Source organism: Pseudomonas azotoformans (genome assembly GCF_900103345.1).
Taxonomy (GTDB): domain Bacteria; phylum Pseudomonadota; class Gammaproteobacteria; order Pseudomonadales; family Pseudomonadaceae; genus Aquipseudomonas; species Aquipseudomonas azotoformans.
In genome coordinates this window covers 2,595,722-2,611,439 of record NZ_LT629702.1, presented here as the reverse complement: position 1 = coordinate 2,611,439, position 15,718 = coordinate 2,595,722, and the positions used below count along the sequence as shown (strand labels likewise).

Here is a 15,718-nt window from a genome sequence, read left to right as displayed (position 1 = left end):
CTCGGGCGCCGGGGGCGCGACAGGCAAGAATGTCCTTCCCGGACACCCCGCCGGTTAGTGATTGAGCGTGAGCCGGCAGGTTTCCTGACTGATGCGTCGTCGCCACGCTCCAGCCTTCCCGGACGAGGTCCAGTGGCATCTAGGAGCAGGCTCAGCACCTACAGTTGCGGGGGCAGTTCCGATTGGCGCGGGTGTACCGTGCCTCGGATTCCCTATTAGTCCCGTTTGGGAACCGGCGCGGTATGGTAGTCGATCACGCGGTCGAGCGGGAGGCCGTGAAACCAGCAGTGGCTCTTTGAAGGTGGGGCTCCTATGATGCGCAGCCCATGGATCGCTTTATCTCAAGGAATAGACAGTGAAATTATTCGTCGCGCTCGCCCTCGCCGCCGCTCTCGTCGGTTGTGCCACCCAGGGTAAATCTGAAAAGCAGATTCTTGATGAGGCCGCCTCCGCCTATGTCAAGTCGATGCCGGCTGGGTCGGACAAGCTCCGGCTGCATACGATGAGCATCCCCAAAAGCGGTATGTTCGGCGATACCCTGGCGATTTCCATGGCGGGTGAGCAAAATGCCGCGCACCTCAGGGCAGAGCTGCTTGATGCCAAACGCTTGGGCGATGTGTTCTTTTTGATTATCGGTGCCAGCACGCCGGTTGATGTTGCGGTGATCGGCAAAGCAGTCGAAGGGCAAAACTTAAAGGGTATGCAGATTTACTACTCGGGCACTGAGGCGCAGAAAGACGCCGTGCGTGCGGCAGTCGAGAAAACGCAGGCACAGTTTCATTACATCAATGCGCAATGATGGCTAGCCCGTTGACTCGCCTGGGTACGGCGCTCGCCACAGTTGCAGTGTTCACCCTTGATGGAATCGTATCAGCCAGATCAAGAGCGGCTCGCCTCGCGTCGTGGTGAGTGTCGGTTGTCAACGCGGATCAACCTGTGAAGCGTTGATCAAAGACGAATGTCTTCAGGCCCCTGGATCAGCGCTTCAATCCGCGTGCCGGTGGCGCGTTCTTCGTTGCTGAAGCCGTCGTAGTCGGCCAGGTTGCCGAAGCGGATACCGGTCAGGCGCTCGATCTGGATCACACTGCGCTGGTAGGTGCGCAGTTGGCCGAACACCAGCTCCAACTGGCCCAGTTCGCGGCTCTGATCGATCATGTAGGCGCTGGCCGAAGGCTTGCCGTCATCGCTGAGGTAGGCGACCACCTTCCAGAACGCCTTGGGGATCTGCACGCCCCGGTACATGCGGTCGTCGTCGGCGAACACCGGGCCGCTGAACACTGTGGCCCGGGCTTTCCAGCGTTGCGTGTTGTCGAGGATGTAGTCTTCGAGTTCCAGCCAGGTCTTCTGGTTGAAGCCGCTCATCTGCGGTGAGCAGTTGGTGAAGTGGAAGGTGTCGAGGTTGGCGGTTTGCGCCACGTCGCCCCAATTGGGGTCCTGGCGGCGCACCAGGTGGCCGCGATCGAGGCCATTGCTGGCGTAGAGCGCTTCGCCGACTTGGGCGTCGACCGGCAGGCGGCCATCGTAGGCCCAGGTGTCGTTGCTGCGGATGATGTCCACATGCTGCCCGCCATCGATGTTCACGCCCACATACAGCGCTAGGCGCTTGGCACGTGACATCGTGATGGAGAAGTGTGTGTAGTCCAGGCGCTTCTGGGCATCACTCGCCAACGCTTCTTCCAGCGTGGGCCAGGGCACCCCGAAGCTGCCGAGAAAGTCCTCCGCATAGCCGCGCCGGTCCTTCAAGTCTTTGGCCGGGGTGACGCGGGGTGTCGCTGCGCGTGCCTCCAGCAGCGTGGGGCTCGGCGCGATCAGCGGGCGCAGGTCGGTGAGCCGGGGGCGGTGGGCGAGGTCGATTTTGGTTTTACGTGCGGGCATCGGTCAGTCCTCCTTGGATAAACACGACTGCAACATAGGTTAATGACAATTGATCATGCGCACCAACCCCTGGGGGCTATCCTCAAACGGTCACCCGGACGTTCAGCACACGCCAACAAGGAGCCAGCCAATGTGTGATCGCCATCACCGTAACCCGATTTTCTGCCTGATCCCGCCGTATATGCTCGACCAGATCGCGCGCAACGGTGACAAAGCGCAACGGGATATCGCGCTGCGTACCCGCGCCAAGGACAGCACGTTCCGCTCGCTGCGTATGGTCGCGGTGCCTGCCAAAGGGCCGGCGCACCTGGCGCTGGCCATGGGCGCCGACAAACGGCGCTCGATCTACAGCGCCGAGGGTAGCGACAGCCTGCCGGGCAAACTGATCCGTGGCGAAGGCCAGCCCGTCAGTGGCGACGCGGCGGTGGACGAGGCCTATGATGGGCTGGGTGCCACCTTCGACTTTTTCGATCAGGTCTTCGACCGCAACTCCATCGACGATGCTGGCATGGCCCTGGACGCTACCGTGCACTTTGGCCAGAACTACAACAATGCGTTCTGGAACTCGACCCAGATGGTGTTCGGGGATGGGGACGGCGAGTTGTTCAACCGCTTCACGGTGGCCCTCGACGTGATTGGCCATGAACTGGCCCACGGTGTCACTGAGGATGAGGCCAAGCTGATGTATTTCAATCAGTCCGGTGCGTTGAACGAGTCGCTGTCGGACGTGTTCGGTTCGTTGATCAAGCAGTATGCGTTGAAGCAAAAGGCCGAGGACGCCGATTGGCTGATCGGCAAAGGGTTGTTCACCAAGAAGATCAAAGGCACCGCGCTGCGCTCGATGAAAGCCCCCGGCACCGCGTTTGACGACAAGCTGCTGGGCAAGGACCCTCAGCCCGGCCACATGGATGATTTTGTGCAAACCTACGAGGACAATGGCGGGGTGCATATCAACTCCGGCATTCCCAACCGTGCGTTCTACCAGGTGGCGACAAACATCGGCGGATTTGCCTGGGAGCGTGCCGGGCGCATCTGGTACGACGCATTGCGCGATGCGCGGTTGCGGCCGAACTCGGGGTTTTTGCGCTTTGCGCGCATTACCTACGATGTTGCCGGTCGACTCTATGGCGCGAACAAGGATGAGCAAAAGGCGGTCAAGGAGGGCTGGAAGGCGGTCGGTATTTCGGTCTGACGTGAGGAACAGCCATGCAAATTTCGCTGAAGGAAAACGGCGGGCCTGCTTTTTTTCCGGGCCTGGCCAAGCCGCGTACGGTTGAGCTGGACAGCCTGCCCGAGCAGGACCAGCAGGAGTTGCGGCAGTTGGTCGAGGCGTGCGACTTCTTTCAACTGCCGCAAAGCAGTGAGCCTGCGCCCGGTAACCCGGGCCAGGTGCATTACACCCTGACGGTGAAGGAGGACCAGCGCGAACACACGGTCTGTGTGCTCGCGCCGGTGAAGTCGCAGGCACTGGAGGGGTTGGTGCAGTGTGTGCGGCGGCATATTCGTGCATAAACAATTTCAGTCGACCAGATTCCTGTGGTGAGCGGGCTTGCCCTAATGCCGGTCAGTTAAGGGGCAGAACGGGCAACCAGTCACCTGTGGTGAGCGGGCTTGCCCCGCGTTGGGCTGCGAAGCAGCCCCAAAACATAGCCCCGGAGCTGTCTGGCACACTGCAGTGCTTTTATTGGGGCTGCTGCGCAGCCCAACGCGGGGCGAGCCCGCTCGCCACAGTTACAGTGTTCCTCCTTAACTGACTGGCATTAGGGCTTGCCCCGGGTCTGGCGCTGCTCTGATTTATGTGCGATCCAGCCACACGGTCTGGGCATTGCAGAACTCGCGGACGCCGAAGTGCGACAACTCACGCCCGAAGCCGCTTTTCTTGATCCCGCCAAACGCCACCCGAGGGTCGGAGACGCTGAAGGCATTGACGAAGATGCCGCCGGTTTCCAGCTGATTGGCGATGTCCCGCGCCTTCGCCGGGTCGCTGGTGAAGATGCTCGCGGTAAGGCCGAACTCGCTGTCATTCGCCAGGGCCACCGCATGGTCGGCGTCGCGGGCGGTGATGATCGAGGCCACGGGGCCGAACAGTTCCTGTTTGAACGAGGTCATCTGGTCGGTGACGTTGGCCAGTACGGTCGGCGCATAGTAATTGCCGGCGCCGGGTACTTTATGGCCGCCCAGCAGCAGGGTGGCACCTTCTTCCAGGGTGGCCTGGACCTGACCGTGCAGCTCATCGCGCAGGTCGAAGCGGGCCATCGGGCCGATGTAGGTGGCGGCTGAAGTCGGGTCGCCCATCACCATTGCGCGGCTGGCTTCGAGGAATTTGGCGGTGAAGGCTTCCACCACGCCTTCCTCGATGATCAGGCGCTTGGCGGCGGCACAGACCTGGCCGCTGTTCTGGAAACGGCCGATCAGTGCGGCTTGCACGGCGGCGTCGAGGTCGGCGTCGTTGAGCACGATGAACGGGTCGGAGCCACCCAGTTCCAGCACGCATTTTTTCAACGCGGCGCCGGCCTGGGAGCCGATGGCGATCCCGGCGCGCACGCTGCCGGTGAGGGTGACGGCGGCGATGCGTGGGTCGGCGATGGCCTTGGACACACCGTCGTTGGTCACGTTGACCACTTCAAACAGGCCTTCGGCGAAACCGGCTGTGCGGAACGCCTGTTGGATCAGGTAAGCGCTGCCCATCACATTCGGCGCGTGTTTGAGCACGTAGGTGTTGCCGGCCAGCATGGTCGGCACGGCGCCGCGCAGCACTTGCCACACCGGGAAATTCCACGGCATCACCGCGAAGATCGGGCCCAGCGGGCGGTATTCGATCTGGGCGCTGCCGTTGTCCACCAGGGTCGGTTCCGGGGCGAGCATGGCCGGGCCGTGGGCGGCGTACCACTCGCTGAGTTGCGCGCATTTTTCGATTTCGCCACGGGCCTGGGCGATGGGTTTGCCCATTTCCAGGGTAATCATCTGCGCCATGTCTTCGGCTTGTTCGCGCAGGGCGCTGGCCAGGCTCAGCAGCAACTCGGCGCGCTGGCTGACCGGCTGGCGTCGCCAGGTGCGGAAGGCGAGGGTGGCGCGCTCGAGGGCGGCGTCCAGTTGCTGCGCGGTTTCATACGGGTAGCTGCCGACTGTCTCGCCGGTGGCCGGGTTGATCGAGAGGGCGTGGGTAGTCGCGTTCATGGCACCGTCCTGCTGAATGATGAGATTGGGTTCAGCCTACGGGGCTAGCTCTTTTCTGAGAACTGAATAATATTAAGCAATACATTCACGATTGGAGAATGACTTGGACCTGGTGCAGCTGGAAATCTTCAAGGCCGTTGCCGAGCAAGGCAGCATCAGCGCCGCCGCGCAGTTGATTCACCGCGTGCCGTCGAACCTGACCACGCGTATCAAGCAACTGGAGCAGGACCTGGGCGTGGAGCTGTTTATTCGTGAGAAAAGCCGCTTGCGCTTGTCGCCGGCGGGCTGGAATTTCCTCGGCTACGCGCGGCGCATCCTCGACCTGGTGCAGGAAGCCCGTGCGACGGTGGCGGGGGACGAGCCCCAGGGCGCGTTTGCCCTCGGTTCGCTGGAAAGCACGGCAGCGGTGCGTATCCCGGCGTTGCTCGCGGCGTACAACCAGAAACACACCAAGGTCGAGCTGGACCTGAGCACCGGACCGTCGGGCACGATGATCGAGGGGGTGTTGTCGGGGCGCCTGGCGGCGGCGTTTGTCGACGGGCCGGTGCTGCATGCCACGCTGGAAGGGGTGGCGGTGTTTGAAGAGGAGATGGTGGTGATTGCGCCGCTGCATCATGCGCCGATCAAGCGCGGCCAGGATGTGAACGGCGAGAACATCTACACCTTCCGTTCCAACTGCTCATACCGACACCATTTTGAACGCTGGTTTTCACAGGACGGCGCGGTGCCGGGCAAGATCTTCGAGATCGAGTCCTACCACGGCATGCTCGCCTGCGTCAGTGCCGGCGCCGGGCTGGCGCTGATGCCCCGCAGCATGCTGGAGAGCATGCCGGGGTCGGCGGCGGTGAGTGTGTGGCCGCTGACGGATAACTTCCGGGTTCTGCACACCTGGCTGATCTGGCGGCGGGGGACGGTGTCGCAGAGCCTGAACAGCTTCGTGAAGCTGTTGGAGGAACGCAATCAAATGTGGGAGGGGCGGTGCGACGATTCGACTTGCTCCCGATAGCAGTGTGCCAGTCACTACATCTGTGTCTGAGCCACCGCCATCGGGGGCAAGTCGAATCGTCGCACCGCCCCTCCCACATTTTGATCTGTATCAGCCGCCAAATTGCAGGGTGCCCATGGCCAGTTTTGCCATCAGTGCCGTTGCGCCCAGCTGCACCAGCCACAGTGCCAGGCCACCGAGGAACACACCGAGTGCCACTTGCAGTACCAGGCTCTTCTGGCGCTTTACATGCGGCGCGCGCGGGGTGAAGTGGTCGAGTTCGTCGCGGTCGGCACGCAGGTCCAGGTCATCGTTTCTCATAAGGTACTCACAGCAAAGGGGCGGTCGAGGTTCAGTCTAGGGGCTGGAGACGAAAAAGGGGAAGCCATCGGCTTCCCCTTCTGGTGCAACGACTGCAGGTTTACAGCACCTGAACGATTGCCTTTGTGACTGCATCAATGTTCGACTGGTTCAACGCCGCCACACAGATACGCCCGGTATCCAGTGCGTAGATGCCGAATTCGCTGCGCAAGCGGGTAACTTGCTCAACGGTCAGGCCGGAGTAGGAGAACATCCCGCGCTGGCGGCCGACGAAGCTGAAGTCGTGGCCTGGAGCGGCCTTGGCCAGTTCGGCGACCATCTGCTCACGCATGCCACGGATGCGCAGGCGCATTTCGGCCAGTTCGGCTTCCCACTGGGCGCGCAGCTCAGGGCTGTTCAGCACTGCGGCAACAATCGCCGCGCCGTGGGTGGGCGGGTTGGAGTAGTTGGTGCGGATCACACGCTTGACCTGGGACAGGATGCGCGCGCTTTCTTCCTTGGACTCGCCGACGATGGACAGTGCGCCCACCCGTTCGCCGTACAGGGAGAACGACTTGGAGAACGAGCTGGACACAAAGAAGGTCAGGCCCGATTCAGCGAACAGGCGCACCGCTGCGGCGTCTTCGTGGATGCCGTCGCCAAAGCCCTGGTAGGCCATGTCGAGGAACGGCACCAGGTTCTTGGCCTTGACCACGTCCAGCACGTTCTGCCAGTCGGCCGGGCTCAGGTCGACGCCGGTCGGGTTGTGGCAGCAGGCGTGCAGTACCACGATGGATTGCGGCGGCAGGGCGTTGAGGTCTTCGAGCAGGCCGGCACGGTTCACGTCGTGGGTGGCGGCGTCGTAGTAGCGGTAGTTCTGCACCGGGAAACCGGCGGTTTCGAACAGGGCGCGGTGGTTTTCCCAGCTCGGGTCGCTGATGGCGACGACGGCGTTGGGCAGCAGTTGCTTGAGGAAATCAGCCCCCAGCTTCAGCGCGCCAGTGCCGCCGACCGCTTGTACGGTGGTGACGCGGCCAGCGCTGAGCAGTGGCGATTCAGCGCCGAACAGCAGGGTTTGCACGGCCTTGTCGTAGGCCGCGATGCCGTCGATCGGCAGGTAGCCACGGGCGGCGTGTTGCGCCACGCGAATGGCTTCCGCTTCGGCAACGGCACGCAAGAGTGGAATCTTCCCCTCCTCGTTGCAGTAAACGCCCACGCCAAGGTTGACCTTGGTGGTTCGTGTATCGGCGTTGAATGCTTCGTTGAGGCCCAGGATAGGATCGCGTGGTGCCATTTCGACAGCGGAGAACAGGCTCATTTTTGCGGCAGCTCTATGGGGGGTAGGAGGGACGTGTCGCGCTCCAGCCGAATGCACTAGAGCGGTGCACAAACGGGGAGCTAGTATAGAGGCCATCACTGCCGAGGGCGACAGCCGAAATGGCTTTTCGGCCAAGTTTTTCGGTTTATTTGCTGACCGTTAGTCTTATTGCAACATTGATCCGGCACGGCACGTAGGACGATGGTCTTGAAACCCGTCACATTCGGCACCACTTCTACAGCTATCATGGTTTTTTCCTGCAACCTGCGATGATCATTCGCGGGTTGCTGAGCTATTTCGTCCCTGGCGGTTTCGAGTCTGGGGTGACTACACGAGGTACGTTATGTCGGATTTCCAACTCGTCACCCGTTTTGAACCCGCTGGCGATCAGCCGGAAGCCATTCGCCAGATGGTCGAAGGCATCGAAGCCGGCCTGGCGCACCAGACGCTGCTCGGGGTGACCGGTTCGGGCAAGACCTTCAGCATCGCCAACGTGATCGCGCAGATCAACCGCCCCACCCTGGTGCTGGCGCCGAACAAGACCCTGGCCGCGCAGCTCTACGGCGAGTTCAAGGCGTTCTTTCCGAACAACGCGGTGGAGTACTTCGTTTCCTACTACGACTACTACCAGCCCGAAGCCTATGTGCCGTCCTCCGACACCTTTATCGAGAAGGATGCGTCGATCAACGACCACATCGAGCAGATGCGGCTGTCGGCGACCAAGGCGCTGTTGGAGCGCAAGGACGCGATCATCGTCACCACGGTGTCGTGCATCTACGGCCTGGGCAGCCCGGAAACCTATTTGAAGATGGTGCTGCACGTCGATCGCGGCGACAAACTCGATCAGCGTGAACTGCTGCGCCGCCTGGCCAGCCTGCAATACACCCGCAACGACATGGACTTCGCCCGCGCGACCTTCCGGGTGCGCGGCGACGTGATCGACATCTACCCGGCCGAATCCGACCTGGAAGCGATCCGCATCGAGCTGTTCGATGATGAAGTCGAGAGCCTGTCGGCCTTCGACCCGTTGACCGGCGAGGTGATCCGCAAGCTGCCGCGCTTCACCTTCTATCCGAAAAGCCACTACGTGACCCCGCGTGAAACCCTGATGGGCGCCATCGAGGGCATTAAGGTCGAGCTGGCCGAGCGCCTGGAGTACCTGCGTTCCAACAACAAACTGGTCGAAGCCCAGCGTTTGGAGCAGCGCACCCGCTTTGACCTGGAGATGATCCTGGAGCTGGGCTACTGCAACGGTATCGAAAACTACTCGCGCTACCTGTCGGGCCGCGAGTCCGGTGCGCCGCCGCCGACCCTCTACGATTACCTGCCGCCGGATGCGCTGCTGGTGATCGACGAATCCCACGTCAGCGTGCCGCAGGTCGGCGCGATGTATAAGGGAGACCGGTCGCGCAAAGAGACCTTGGTGGAGTACGGTTTCCGCCTGCCGTCGGCGCTGGATAACCGGCCGATGCGCTTTGATGAGTGGGAAGCCATCAGCCCGCAGACTATTTTTGTGTCCGCCACGCCCGGTAACTACGAGGCCGAGCATGCGGGCCGTGTGATCGAACAACTGGTGCGCCCGACCGGCCTGGTCGACCCGGAAATCGAAATCCGCCCGGCGTTGACCCAGGTCGACGACTTGCTTTCGGAAATCACCAAGCGCGTCGCGCTGGAAGAACGGGTGCTGGTCACCACGCTGACCAAGCGCATGTCCGAAGACTTGACCGACTACCTGGCCGACCACGGCGTGCGCGTGCGCTACCTGCACTCGGACATCGACACCGTGGAGCGCGTGGAGATCATCCGCGACCTGCGCCTGGGCACCTTCGATGTGCTGGTGGGGATCAACCTGCTGCGTGAAGGTTTGGACATGCCGGAGGTGTCGCTGGTGGCGATCCTCGATGCCGACAAAGAAGGCTTCTTGCGTTCCGAGCGCTCGCTGATCCAGACCATCGGTCGTGCCGCGCGTAACCTCAATGGCCGGGCGATCCTGTACGCCGACCGCATCACCGGTTCCATGGAGCGGGCGATTGGCGAGACCCAGCGTCGGCGCGACAAGCAGATCGCGTTCAACCTGGAAAATGGCATCACGCCCAAGGGCGTGTTCAAGGACGTTGCCGATATAATGGAAGGCGCCACCGTGCCGGGCTCGCGCAGCAAGAAGCGCAAGGGCATGGCCAAGGCCGCCGAAGAAAGCGCCAAGTACGAGAACGAACTGCGCTCGCCGAGTGAGATCACCAAGCGCATCCGGCAACTGGAAGAGAAGATGTACCAGCTGGCGCGGGATCTGGAGTTCGAAGCGGCGGCGCAGACGCGGGATGAGATCGGCAAGTTGCGTGAGCGCTTGCTGGCCGTCTGATTTGCGGTGGTTTTACCGGCCTCATCGGGGGCAAGCCCCCTCCCACAGTCGATATGTGAACACCGTCAAATGTGGGAGGGGGCTTGCCCCCGATGGCTGCGCCTCGGTTTTCCAGAAATCCCCCAGGCTGTTACCATTCGCCCCTTGTTTCAATTTTCAGTTTTATCGCCCATTCGAGACCTGCCATGACCACCGTCCGCACGCGCATCGCGCCATCGCCTACTGGGGATCCCCACGTCGGCACTGCTTACATCGCCTTGTTCAACTACTGCTTTGCCAAGCAGCACGGCGGTGAGTTCATCCTGCGGATCGAAGACACCGACCAACTGCGCTCCACCCGCGAGTCGGAACAGCAGATTTTCGATGCTTTGCGCTGGCTGGGCATTACCTGGGCGGAAGGCCCGGATGTCGGCGGCCCGCACGGCCCGTATCGCCAGAGTGAGCGCAGCGACATCTACAAGCAGTACACCCAGCAGCTGGTCGACATGGGCCATGCGTTCCCGTGCTTCTGCACCGCCGAAGAACTGGACCAGATGCGCGCCGAGCAACAGGCCCGCGGCGAAACCCCGCGTTACGATGGCCGTGCGCTGCTGCTGTCGAAAGAAGAAGTGGCCCGTCGCCTGGCTGCCGGCGAGCCTCACGTAATCCGCATGAAAGTGCCGAGCGAAGGCGTGTGCGTGGTGCCGGACATGCTGCGCGGTGACGTCGAGATCCCGTGGGACCGCATGGACATGCAGGTGCTGATGAAGACCGACGGCTTGCCGACGTACTTCCTGGCCAACGTGGTCGACGACCACCTGATGGGCATCACTCACGTATTGCGCGGCGAAGAATGGCTGCCGTCGGCGCCCAAGCTGATCCTGCTCTACGAGTACTTCGGCTGGGAACAACCGCAGCTGTGCTACATGCCGCTGCTGCGTAACCCGGACAAGAGCAAGCTGTCCAAGCGCAAGAACCCGACCTCGGTGACCTTCTACGAGCGCATGGGCTTCATGCCGGAAGCGATGCTCAACTACCTGGGCCGCATGGGCTGGTCGATGCCGGACGAGCGCGAAAAGTTCTCGCTGCAGGAAATGGTCGACAACTTCGACCTGTCCCGTGTGTCGCTGGGCGGGCCGATTTTCGACATCGAGAAGCTGTCGTGGCTCAACGGTCAGTGGCTGCGTGATCTGCCGGTGGAAGAGTTCGCCAGCCGTGTGCAGCAGTGGGCGTTGAACCCAGAGTACATGATGAAGATTGCGCCGCTGGTGCAGGGCAGGGTGGAGACCTTCAGCCAGGTCGCACCGTTGGCCAGCTTCTTCTTTGCCGGTGGCGTGAACCCGGATGCCAAGCTGTTTGAATCCAAGAAGCTGTCGGGCGACCAGGTTCGCCAGTTGATGCAGTTGATCCTGTGGAAGCTGGAAAGCCTGCGCCAGTGGGAGAAGGATGCGATCACTGCGACGATCCAGGCGGTGGTGGAGTCCCTCGAATTGAAGCTACGCGACGCCATGCCGTTGATGTTTGCCGCGATCACCGGGCAGGCCAGTTCGGTGTCGGTGCTTGATGCGATGGAAATCCTGGGCCCGGACCTGACCCGTTTCCGTCTGCGCCAAGCCCTTGATTTGCTTGGTGGTGTATCGAAGAAAGAAAACAAAGAGTGGGAAAAGCTGCTGGGCGCCATCGCCTGAGCAAGCGGTTGAAACGGCGAAACCCCGGTTTTTCGGGGTTTCGCCGGTAAGTGATTGTTATCCCGGCAAAAAATTTTGGAAATTGTTGAAAATAAATTTGACACACTTCCAAACCGCCATTAAGATTCGCCCCGTCCTCACCGATGAGGGGCTATAGCTCAGCTGGGAGAGCGCTTGCATGGCATGCAAGAGGTCAACGGTTCGATCCCGTTTAGCTCCACCAATTTACAGGTTCAAGGTCTGGCCACACCGTCCTTGAATCGATCAGCTCTCAGCGCTGATCAGATGTACAGAAGGTTTTGTCCCCTTCGTCTAGTGGCCTAGGACACCGCCCTTTCACGGCGGTAACAGGGGTTCGAGTCCCCTAGGGGACGCCAGTTTCAACAAGCAGTTCGCAAGGCCTGCTGCGTCGCGAGACGAAAAATCCGGGGCTATAGCTCAGCTGGGAGAGCGCTTGCATGGCATGCAAGAGGTCAACGGTTCGATCCCGTTTAGCTCCACCAATTTACAGTTCCAAGGTTCCGGCCACACCGTCCTTGGATCGATCAGTCTCAGCCTGATCAGTGTACAGAAGGTTTGTGTCCCCTTCGTCTAGTGGCCTAGGACACCGCCCTTTCACGGCGGTAACAGGGGTTCGAGTCCCCTAGGGGACGCCACGATTACCCGCTCTGCGGGATTTTTAAGGGTCATTCAATTATTGAATGGCCCTTTTGTTTGTCTGGCGTTTGGCCAATTCTTTTTCCTTCCCTACTTTTTCTTCTGACCAGCGGTCATGGCTGTCGCTTGCCAAATATTATTATGGTAATAATATTCAACCCATGAACATCGGAGGCAATGATGAGCGATAAAAAAGCGCAAACCCGCGAACGCATTTTGCAGGCCGCCAGCGCCGCGCTGATCCAGCGTGGCCCGGCCGAACCGAGTGTGGGTGAAGTGATGGGTGCGGCGGGGCTGACGGTCGGTGGTTTCTATGCGCACTTCGAAAGCAAGGATGCATTGATGCTGGAGGCCTTCACTCAGTTGCTGGCCAAGCGTCGTGCGTCGATTGATGACATGGACTCACAGCTGACCGGAGAGGAGCGCAGAAGCCTGGTGGCGGCGTTCTACCTGTCGCGCAAGCACCGTGACTCCACCGCCCAGGCCTGTCCGATCCCGGCCACTGTCGGCGAGATGAGCCGCCTGCCGGATGAGTTCCGCCAGGCGCTGAATGAGCACTGTGAGCTGATGGCCGCGCAGTTGGCCGCCAGCCCCGAGGACACCGACAAGGCCCTGGCTGACATGGCGCTGATGATCGGTGGCCTGGCCCTGGCCCGCGCCTTGGGACCGGGCGAGTTGTCTGACCGTGTGTTGCGCGCCGCCAAGTCGGCTGTGCGCTAGAAGAGGGCAGCATGATGGGCACGCTTACCTGGATTCGTCGTTTCAACGGCACGCTGGGGCACCTGGCACCACAAACGGTCGCCAATCGCATGCGTCGCGCCTTCATGACGCCCCGCGACCTGCCGCCACGTGACTGGGAACTGCCGCTACTGGCGCAATCGGAGCGCATCACCCTGCGTTTCGGCTTGTCCGCGTTGCGCTGGGGCCAGGGGCCGGCGGTGCTGTTGATGCACGGTTGGGAAGGGCGCCCCACCCAATTTGCCAGCCTGATCACCGCATTGGTCGATAACGGCTACTCGGTGATTGCCCTTGATGGTCCTGCCCATGGCCGTTCGCCGGGGCGTGAAGCCCATGTGCTGCTGTTTGCCCGCGCCATGCTCGAAGCTGCCGCCGAGTTGCCGCCGCTGCACGCCGTGATCGGCCACTCCATGGGCGGCGCCAGTGCGATGCTGGCGGTGCAGTTGGGGCTGCGCACCGAGGCGTTGGTGAGTATCGCCGCGCCGTCGCGCTTTCTGGATGTGCTGCGTGGTTTTACCAAGATGGTTGGTTTGCCGGCGCGGGCACGTTCAGCATTTATCCAGGAGGTCGAGCAGACCTTCGGAATGCCGCTCAAGCATCTGGATGTGGCCCACTACCAGATGAATATTCCCGGCCTGATCGTGCACGCCGAAGACGATACCTTCGTTCCGGTCAAAGCCTCCCAGGCCATTCACGAAGCCTGGTTCGACAGTCGCCTGTTGCGGCTGGAGCAGGGCGGTCACCAGAAAGTCTTGGCCGATCCGCGCGTGATCGATGGTGTGCTGGCGTTGCTGGCCGGTGCTCGTTTACAGGAGCGGCAAAGCGCCTGATACACTCTCCCCGCCGACATTAATCGATAGGGAGCAAGATATGGGCTGGGATTTGGCAACGCCGTTTATCATCGATCTGCAGGTTGCTCCTGAAGATATCGACGGCCTGGGGCACGCCAATAACGCGGTATACGTGTCCTGGCTGGAGCGCTGCGCCTGGCGCCACTCCCAGCGCCTGGGCCTGGACCTGAGCGAATATCGCCGCCTGGATCGCGCCATGGCCGTGGTGCGCCATGAGATCGATTACCTGGCCGCTGGCTATGAAGGCGATGAGCTGCAACTGGCCACCTGGATCGTCGACTGGGACCAGCGCCTGAAAATGACCCGGCGCTTCCAACTGGTCCGCCCCCGTGACGGCGCGACCCTGTTGCGTGCACAAACCACCTTCGTCTGCATTGAGCTGTCCACCGGCAAGCCCAAGCGCATGCCGGCTGAATTCCTCGACGGTTATGGCCCCGCCCTGACAGGGGGTTAACGGTTGCTGTGGGAAACCCAGTAAACTGCGCCACGATTTTTGTTGAGTGTTTTCCATGCAAATTGCTTTGGCGCCCATGGAGGGGTTGGTCGACAACATCCTGCGGGACGTGCTGACCCGTGTCGGCGGTATCGACTGGTGCGTGACCGAGTTCATCCGCGTCAACGACCGCCTGCTCACCCCTGCGTATTTCCATAAGCTCGCTCCGGAACTGCTGCACGGTGCCCACACCGCTGCCGGTGTGCCGCTGCGCGTGCAGTTGCTCGGCTCCGACCCGGTGTGCCTGGCGGAAAACGCCGCCCTGGCCTGTGAGCTCGGTTCCCAGGTCATCGACCTCAACTTCGGTTGCCCGGCCAAGACCGTCAACAAGTCCCGTGGCGGTGCGGTACTGCTCAAGGAGCCGGAGCTGCTCAACCAGATCGTCGAGCACGTACGCCGTGCTGTGCCGGCGCACATCCCGGTGACTGCCAAGATGCGCCTGGGTTTCGACAGCCCGGACGGCGCCCTGGTCTGCGCCACGGCCCTGGCCGAAGGCGGCGCGGCGCATATCGTGGTGCATGCGCGTACCAAAACGGATGGCTACAAGCCGCCCGCGCACTGGGAATGGATCCCGCGGGTGCAGGATGTGGTCAAGGTGCCGGTGTTCGCCAATGGCGATATCTGGAGCGTCGAAGACTGGAAGCGTTGCCGCGAAATCAGCGGTGCCGAAGACATCATGCTGGGCCGTGGCCTGGTGGCGCGCCCGGACCTGGCGCGGCAGATCGCTGCGGCGCGGGCGGGTGAGGAGGTGGTTGAAATGACCTGGGCGCAGATGCAGCCCATGCTCCAGGACTTCTGGACCCAGTCGGTGGCGCAACTGACCGAGCGTCAGGCACCAGGTCGTTTGAAGCAATGGCTGGCGATGCTGACGCGCAACTATCCGGAAGCGGTGGAGCTGTTTACGGCCATGCGCCGGGAAACCGAGCTGGCACAAGTGAGCCGTTTGCTCGGTATGGTGCCGGTAGACACGCAGTGAGTGACGGTGCTGAAAAATAGCGTTTATATTTAATAAGTTTACAAAAGCATTGATGAATGGGCGCCCTTGGCGCCCTTTTTTTGTACTGTGTTTAAGTGAATGCTCCGGGGGCTGAAGAGGGCGGACTCATGTTTACTGATGTTGAATAGGGCGGTTGAATGTATGCAGTTATTTGATTGGTATTTTAATTTTTCAGGAAGAACGCAATTTGATTGTTTTCTGATACGGGCCCGTGCGCAACTAACATAAGTGTTGGGTTTTGTTGGGGGTTAATGGTTTCATTATTTTCGATTTAGGCTTGGTTGTTACCGTGTTTGTCCAT

The 15,718-nt window shown here is 61.3% G+C and carries 14 protein-coding genes, 4 tRNA genes and 1 riboswitch; of the genes, 14 read left to right on the top strand and 4 right to left on the bottom strand.

From position 1 onward, the window contains the following. Window positions 1-57: 57 nt before the first annotated feature. Window positions 58-252, bottom strand: a riboswitch (cobalamin riboswitch). A 103-nt stretch (window positions 253-355) separates the two neighbouring features. Further along, on the top strand, window positions 356-799 hold the full coding sequence (locus tag BLR69_RS11455; RefSeq protein WP_071492878.1) for a hypothetical protein: 444 nt from the start codon (window positions 356-358) through the stop codon (window positions 797-799). A gap of 149 nt (window positions 800-948) precedes the next feature. On the opposite strand, the gene BLR69_RS11450 is transcribed toward BLR69_RS11455, so the two are convergent. Continuing rightward, entirely contained in the window at window positions 949-1,875 is a 927-nt protein-coding gene (locus tag BLR69_RS11450; RefSeq protein WP_071492879.1) for a DNA/RNA non-specific endonuclease, read from the bottom strand. A gap of 130 nt (window positions 1,876-2,005) precedes the next feature. On the opposite strand from BLR69_RS11450, the gene BLR69_RS11445 reads away from it, so the two are divergent. Continuing rightward, window positions 2,006-3,067: a M4 family metallopeptidase gene (locus BLR69_RS11445; protein ID WP_071492880.1), complete on the top strand. Its 1,062-nt coding sequence runs from the start codon at window positions 2,006-2,008 to the stop codon at window positions 3,065-3,067. A gap of 14 nt (window positions 3,068-3,081) precedes the next feature. Next, complete coding sequence (locus tag BLR69_RS11440) at window positions 3,082-3,387, top strand: protealysin inhibitor emfourin (RefSeq protein WP_071490119.1); 306 nt, start codon at window positions 3,082-3,084, stop codon at window positions 3,385-3,387. A 282-nt stretch (window positions 3,388-3,669) separates the two neighbouring features. Here BLR69_RS11440 and BLR69_RS11435 read toward each other — a convergent pair whose 3' ends face one another. Then, entirely contained in the window at window positions 3,670-5,052 is a 1,383-nt protein-coding gene (locus tag BLR69_RS11435) for an aldehyde dehydrogenase family protein (RefSeq protein ID WP_071492881.1), read from the bottom strand. Window positions 5,053-5,155: 103 nt separating this feature from the next. Here BLR69_RS11435 and ptrR point away from each other — a divergent pair, with 103 nt between their 5' ends. Then, window positions 5,156-6,058, top strand: coding sequence for a putrescine utilization regulator PtrR (gene ptrR / locus BLR69_RS11430; protein WP_071492882.1), 903 nt, complete (start codon window positions 5,156-5,158; stop codon window positions 6,056-6,058). 90 nt (window positions 6,059-6,148) lie between these two features. On the opposite strand, the gene BLR69_RS11425 is transcribed toward ptrR, so the two are convergent. Together BLR69_RS11425 and BLR69_RS11420 are read right to left on the bottom strand one after the other, a co-directional pair. Beyond that, window positions 6,149-6,358 carry a hypothetical protein gene (locus BLR69_RS11425; protein ID WP_071492883.1) on the bottom strand — a complete coding sequence of 70 codons (210 nt, stop codon included), beginning with the start codon at window positions 6,356-6,358 and terminating at the stop codon, window positions 6,149-6,151. Between the two features lie 100 nt (window positions 6,359-6,458). After that, entirely contained in the window at window positions 6,459-7,655 is a 1,197-nt protein-coding gene (locus tag BLR69_RS11420; protein ID WP_071492884.1) for an amino acid aminotransferase, read from the bottom strand. Between the two features lie 343 nt (window positions 7,656-7,998). On the opposite strand from BLR69_RS11420, the gene uvrB reads away from it, so the two are divergent. From uvrB to BLR69_RS11370, 10 genes are all read left to right on the top strand, one after another. Next, window positions 7,999-10,014 (top strand): excinuclease ABC subunit UvrB, encoded by a 2,016-nt coding sequence (gene uvrB, locus BLR69_RS11415; RefSeq protein WP_028617131.1) that lies wholly within the window; start codon window positions 7,999-8,001, stop codon window positions 10,012-10,014. Between the two features lie 185 nt (window positions 10,015-10,199). Beyond that, complete coding sequence (gene gltX, locus BLR69_RS11410) at window positions 10,200-11,681, top strand: glutamate--tRNA ligase (RefSeq protein ID WP_058427800.1); 1,482 nt, start codon at window positions 10,200-10,202, stop codon at window positions 11,679-11,681. Between the two features lie 147 nt (window positions 11,682-11,828). Then, window positions 11,829-11,904, top strand: a tRNA-Ala gene (locus tag BLR69_RS11405). Between the two features lie 78 nt (window positions 11,905-11,982). After that, window positions 11,983-12,058: transfer RNA gene (locus BLR69_RS11400), tRNA-Glu, on the top strand. A gap of 50 nt (window positions 12,059-12,108) precedes the next feature. Next, window positions 12,109-12,184 (top strand) — tRNA-Ala (locus BLR69_RS11395). A 77-nt stretch (window positions 12,185-12,261) separates the two neighbouring features. Further along, window positions 12,262-12,337: transfer RNA gene (locus BLR69_RS11390), tRNA-Glu, on the top strand. Window positions 12,338-12,518: 181 nt separating this feature from the next. After that, the gene (locus tag BLR69_RS11385) at window positions 12,519-13,058 is read left to right on the top strand and encodes a TetR/AcrR family transcriptional regulator (RefSeq protein WP_058426896.1); all 540 of its coding nucleotides are present in this window, start codon (window positions 12,519-12,521) and stop codon (window positions 13,056-13,058) included. A 14-nt stretch (window positions 13,059-13,072) separates the two neighbouring features. Continuing rightward, window positions 13,073-13,906, top strand: coding sequence for an alpha/beta hydrolase (locus tag BLR69_RS11380; RefSeq protein WP_071492957.1), 834 nt, complete (start codon window positions 13,073-13,075; stop codon window positions 13,904-13,906). A gap of 40 nt (window positions 13,907-13,946) precedes the next feature. Then, entirely contained in the window at window positions 13,947-14,381 is a 435-nt protein-coding gene (locus BLR69_RS11375) for an acyl-CoA thioesterase (protein ID WP_071492885.1), read from the top strand. A gap of 55 nt (window positions 14,382-14,436) precedes the next feature. Beyond that, on the top strand, window positions 14,437-15,396 hold the full coding sequence (locus BLR69_RS11370; RefSeq protein ID WP_071492886.1) for a tRNA dihydrouridine synthase: 960 nt from the start codon (window positions 14,437-14,439) through the stop codon (window positions 15,394-15,396). Window positions 15,397-15,718 lie beyond the last annotated feature (322 nt).

Excerpts from the sequence above, each read along its gene's own strand:
- BLR69_RS11450 (WP_071492879.1), bottom strand. The coding sequence starts at position 1,875 with ATGCCCGCACGTAAAACCAAAATCGACCTCGCCCACCGCCCCCGGCTC.
- BLR69_RS11445 (WP_071492880.1), top strand. The coding sequence starts at position 2,006 with ATGTGTGATCGCCATCACCGTAACCCGATTTTCTGCCTGATCCCGCCG.
- BLR69_RS11440 (WP_071490119.1), top strand. The coding sequence starts at position 3,082 with ATGCAAATTTCGCTGAAGGAAAACGGCGGGCCTGCTTTTTTTCCGGGC.
- BLR69_RS11435 (WP_071492881.1), bottom strand. The coding sequence starts at position 5,052 with ATGAACGCGACTACCCACGCCCTCTCGATCAACCCGGCCACCGGCGAG.
- BLR69_RS11425 (WP_071492883.1), bottom strand. The coding sequence starts at position 6,358 with ATGAGAAACGATGACCTGGACCTGCGTGCCGACCGCGACGAACTCGAC.
- BLR69_RS11420 (WP_071492884.1), bottom strand. The coding sequence starts at position 7,655 with ATGAGCCTGTTCTCCGCTGTCGAAATGGCACCACGCGATCCTATCCTG.
- uvrB (WP_028617131.1), top strand. The coding sequence starts at position 7,999 with ATGTCGGATTTCCAACTCGTCACCCGTTTTGAACCCGCTGGCGATCAG.
- gltX (WP_058427800.1), top strand. The coding sequence starts at position 10,200 with ATGACCACCGTCCGCACGCGCATCGCGCCATCGCCTACTGGGGATCCC.
- BLR69_RS11385 (WP_058426896.1), top strand. The coding sequence starts at position 12,519 with ATGAGCGATAAAAAAGCGCAAACCCGCGAACGCATTTTGCAGGCCGCC.
- BLR69_RS11380 (WP_071492957.1), top strand. The coding sequence starts at position 13,073 with ATGGGCACGCTTACCTGGATTCGTCGTTTCAACGGCACGCTGGGGCAC.
- BLR69_RS11375 (WP_071492885.1), top strand. The coding sequence starts at position 13,947 with ATGGGCTGGGATTTGGCAACGCCGTTTATCATCGATCTGCAGGTTGCT.
- BLR69_RS11370 (WP_071492886.1), top strand. The coding sequence starts at position 14,437 with ATGCAAATTGCTTTGGCGCCCATGGAGGGGTTGGTCGACAACATCCTG.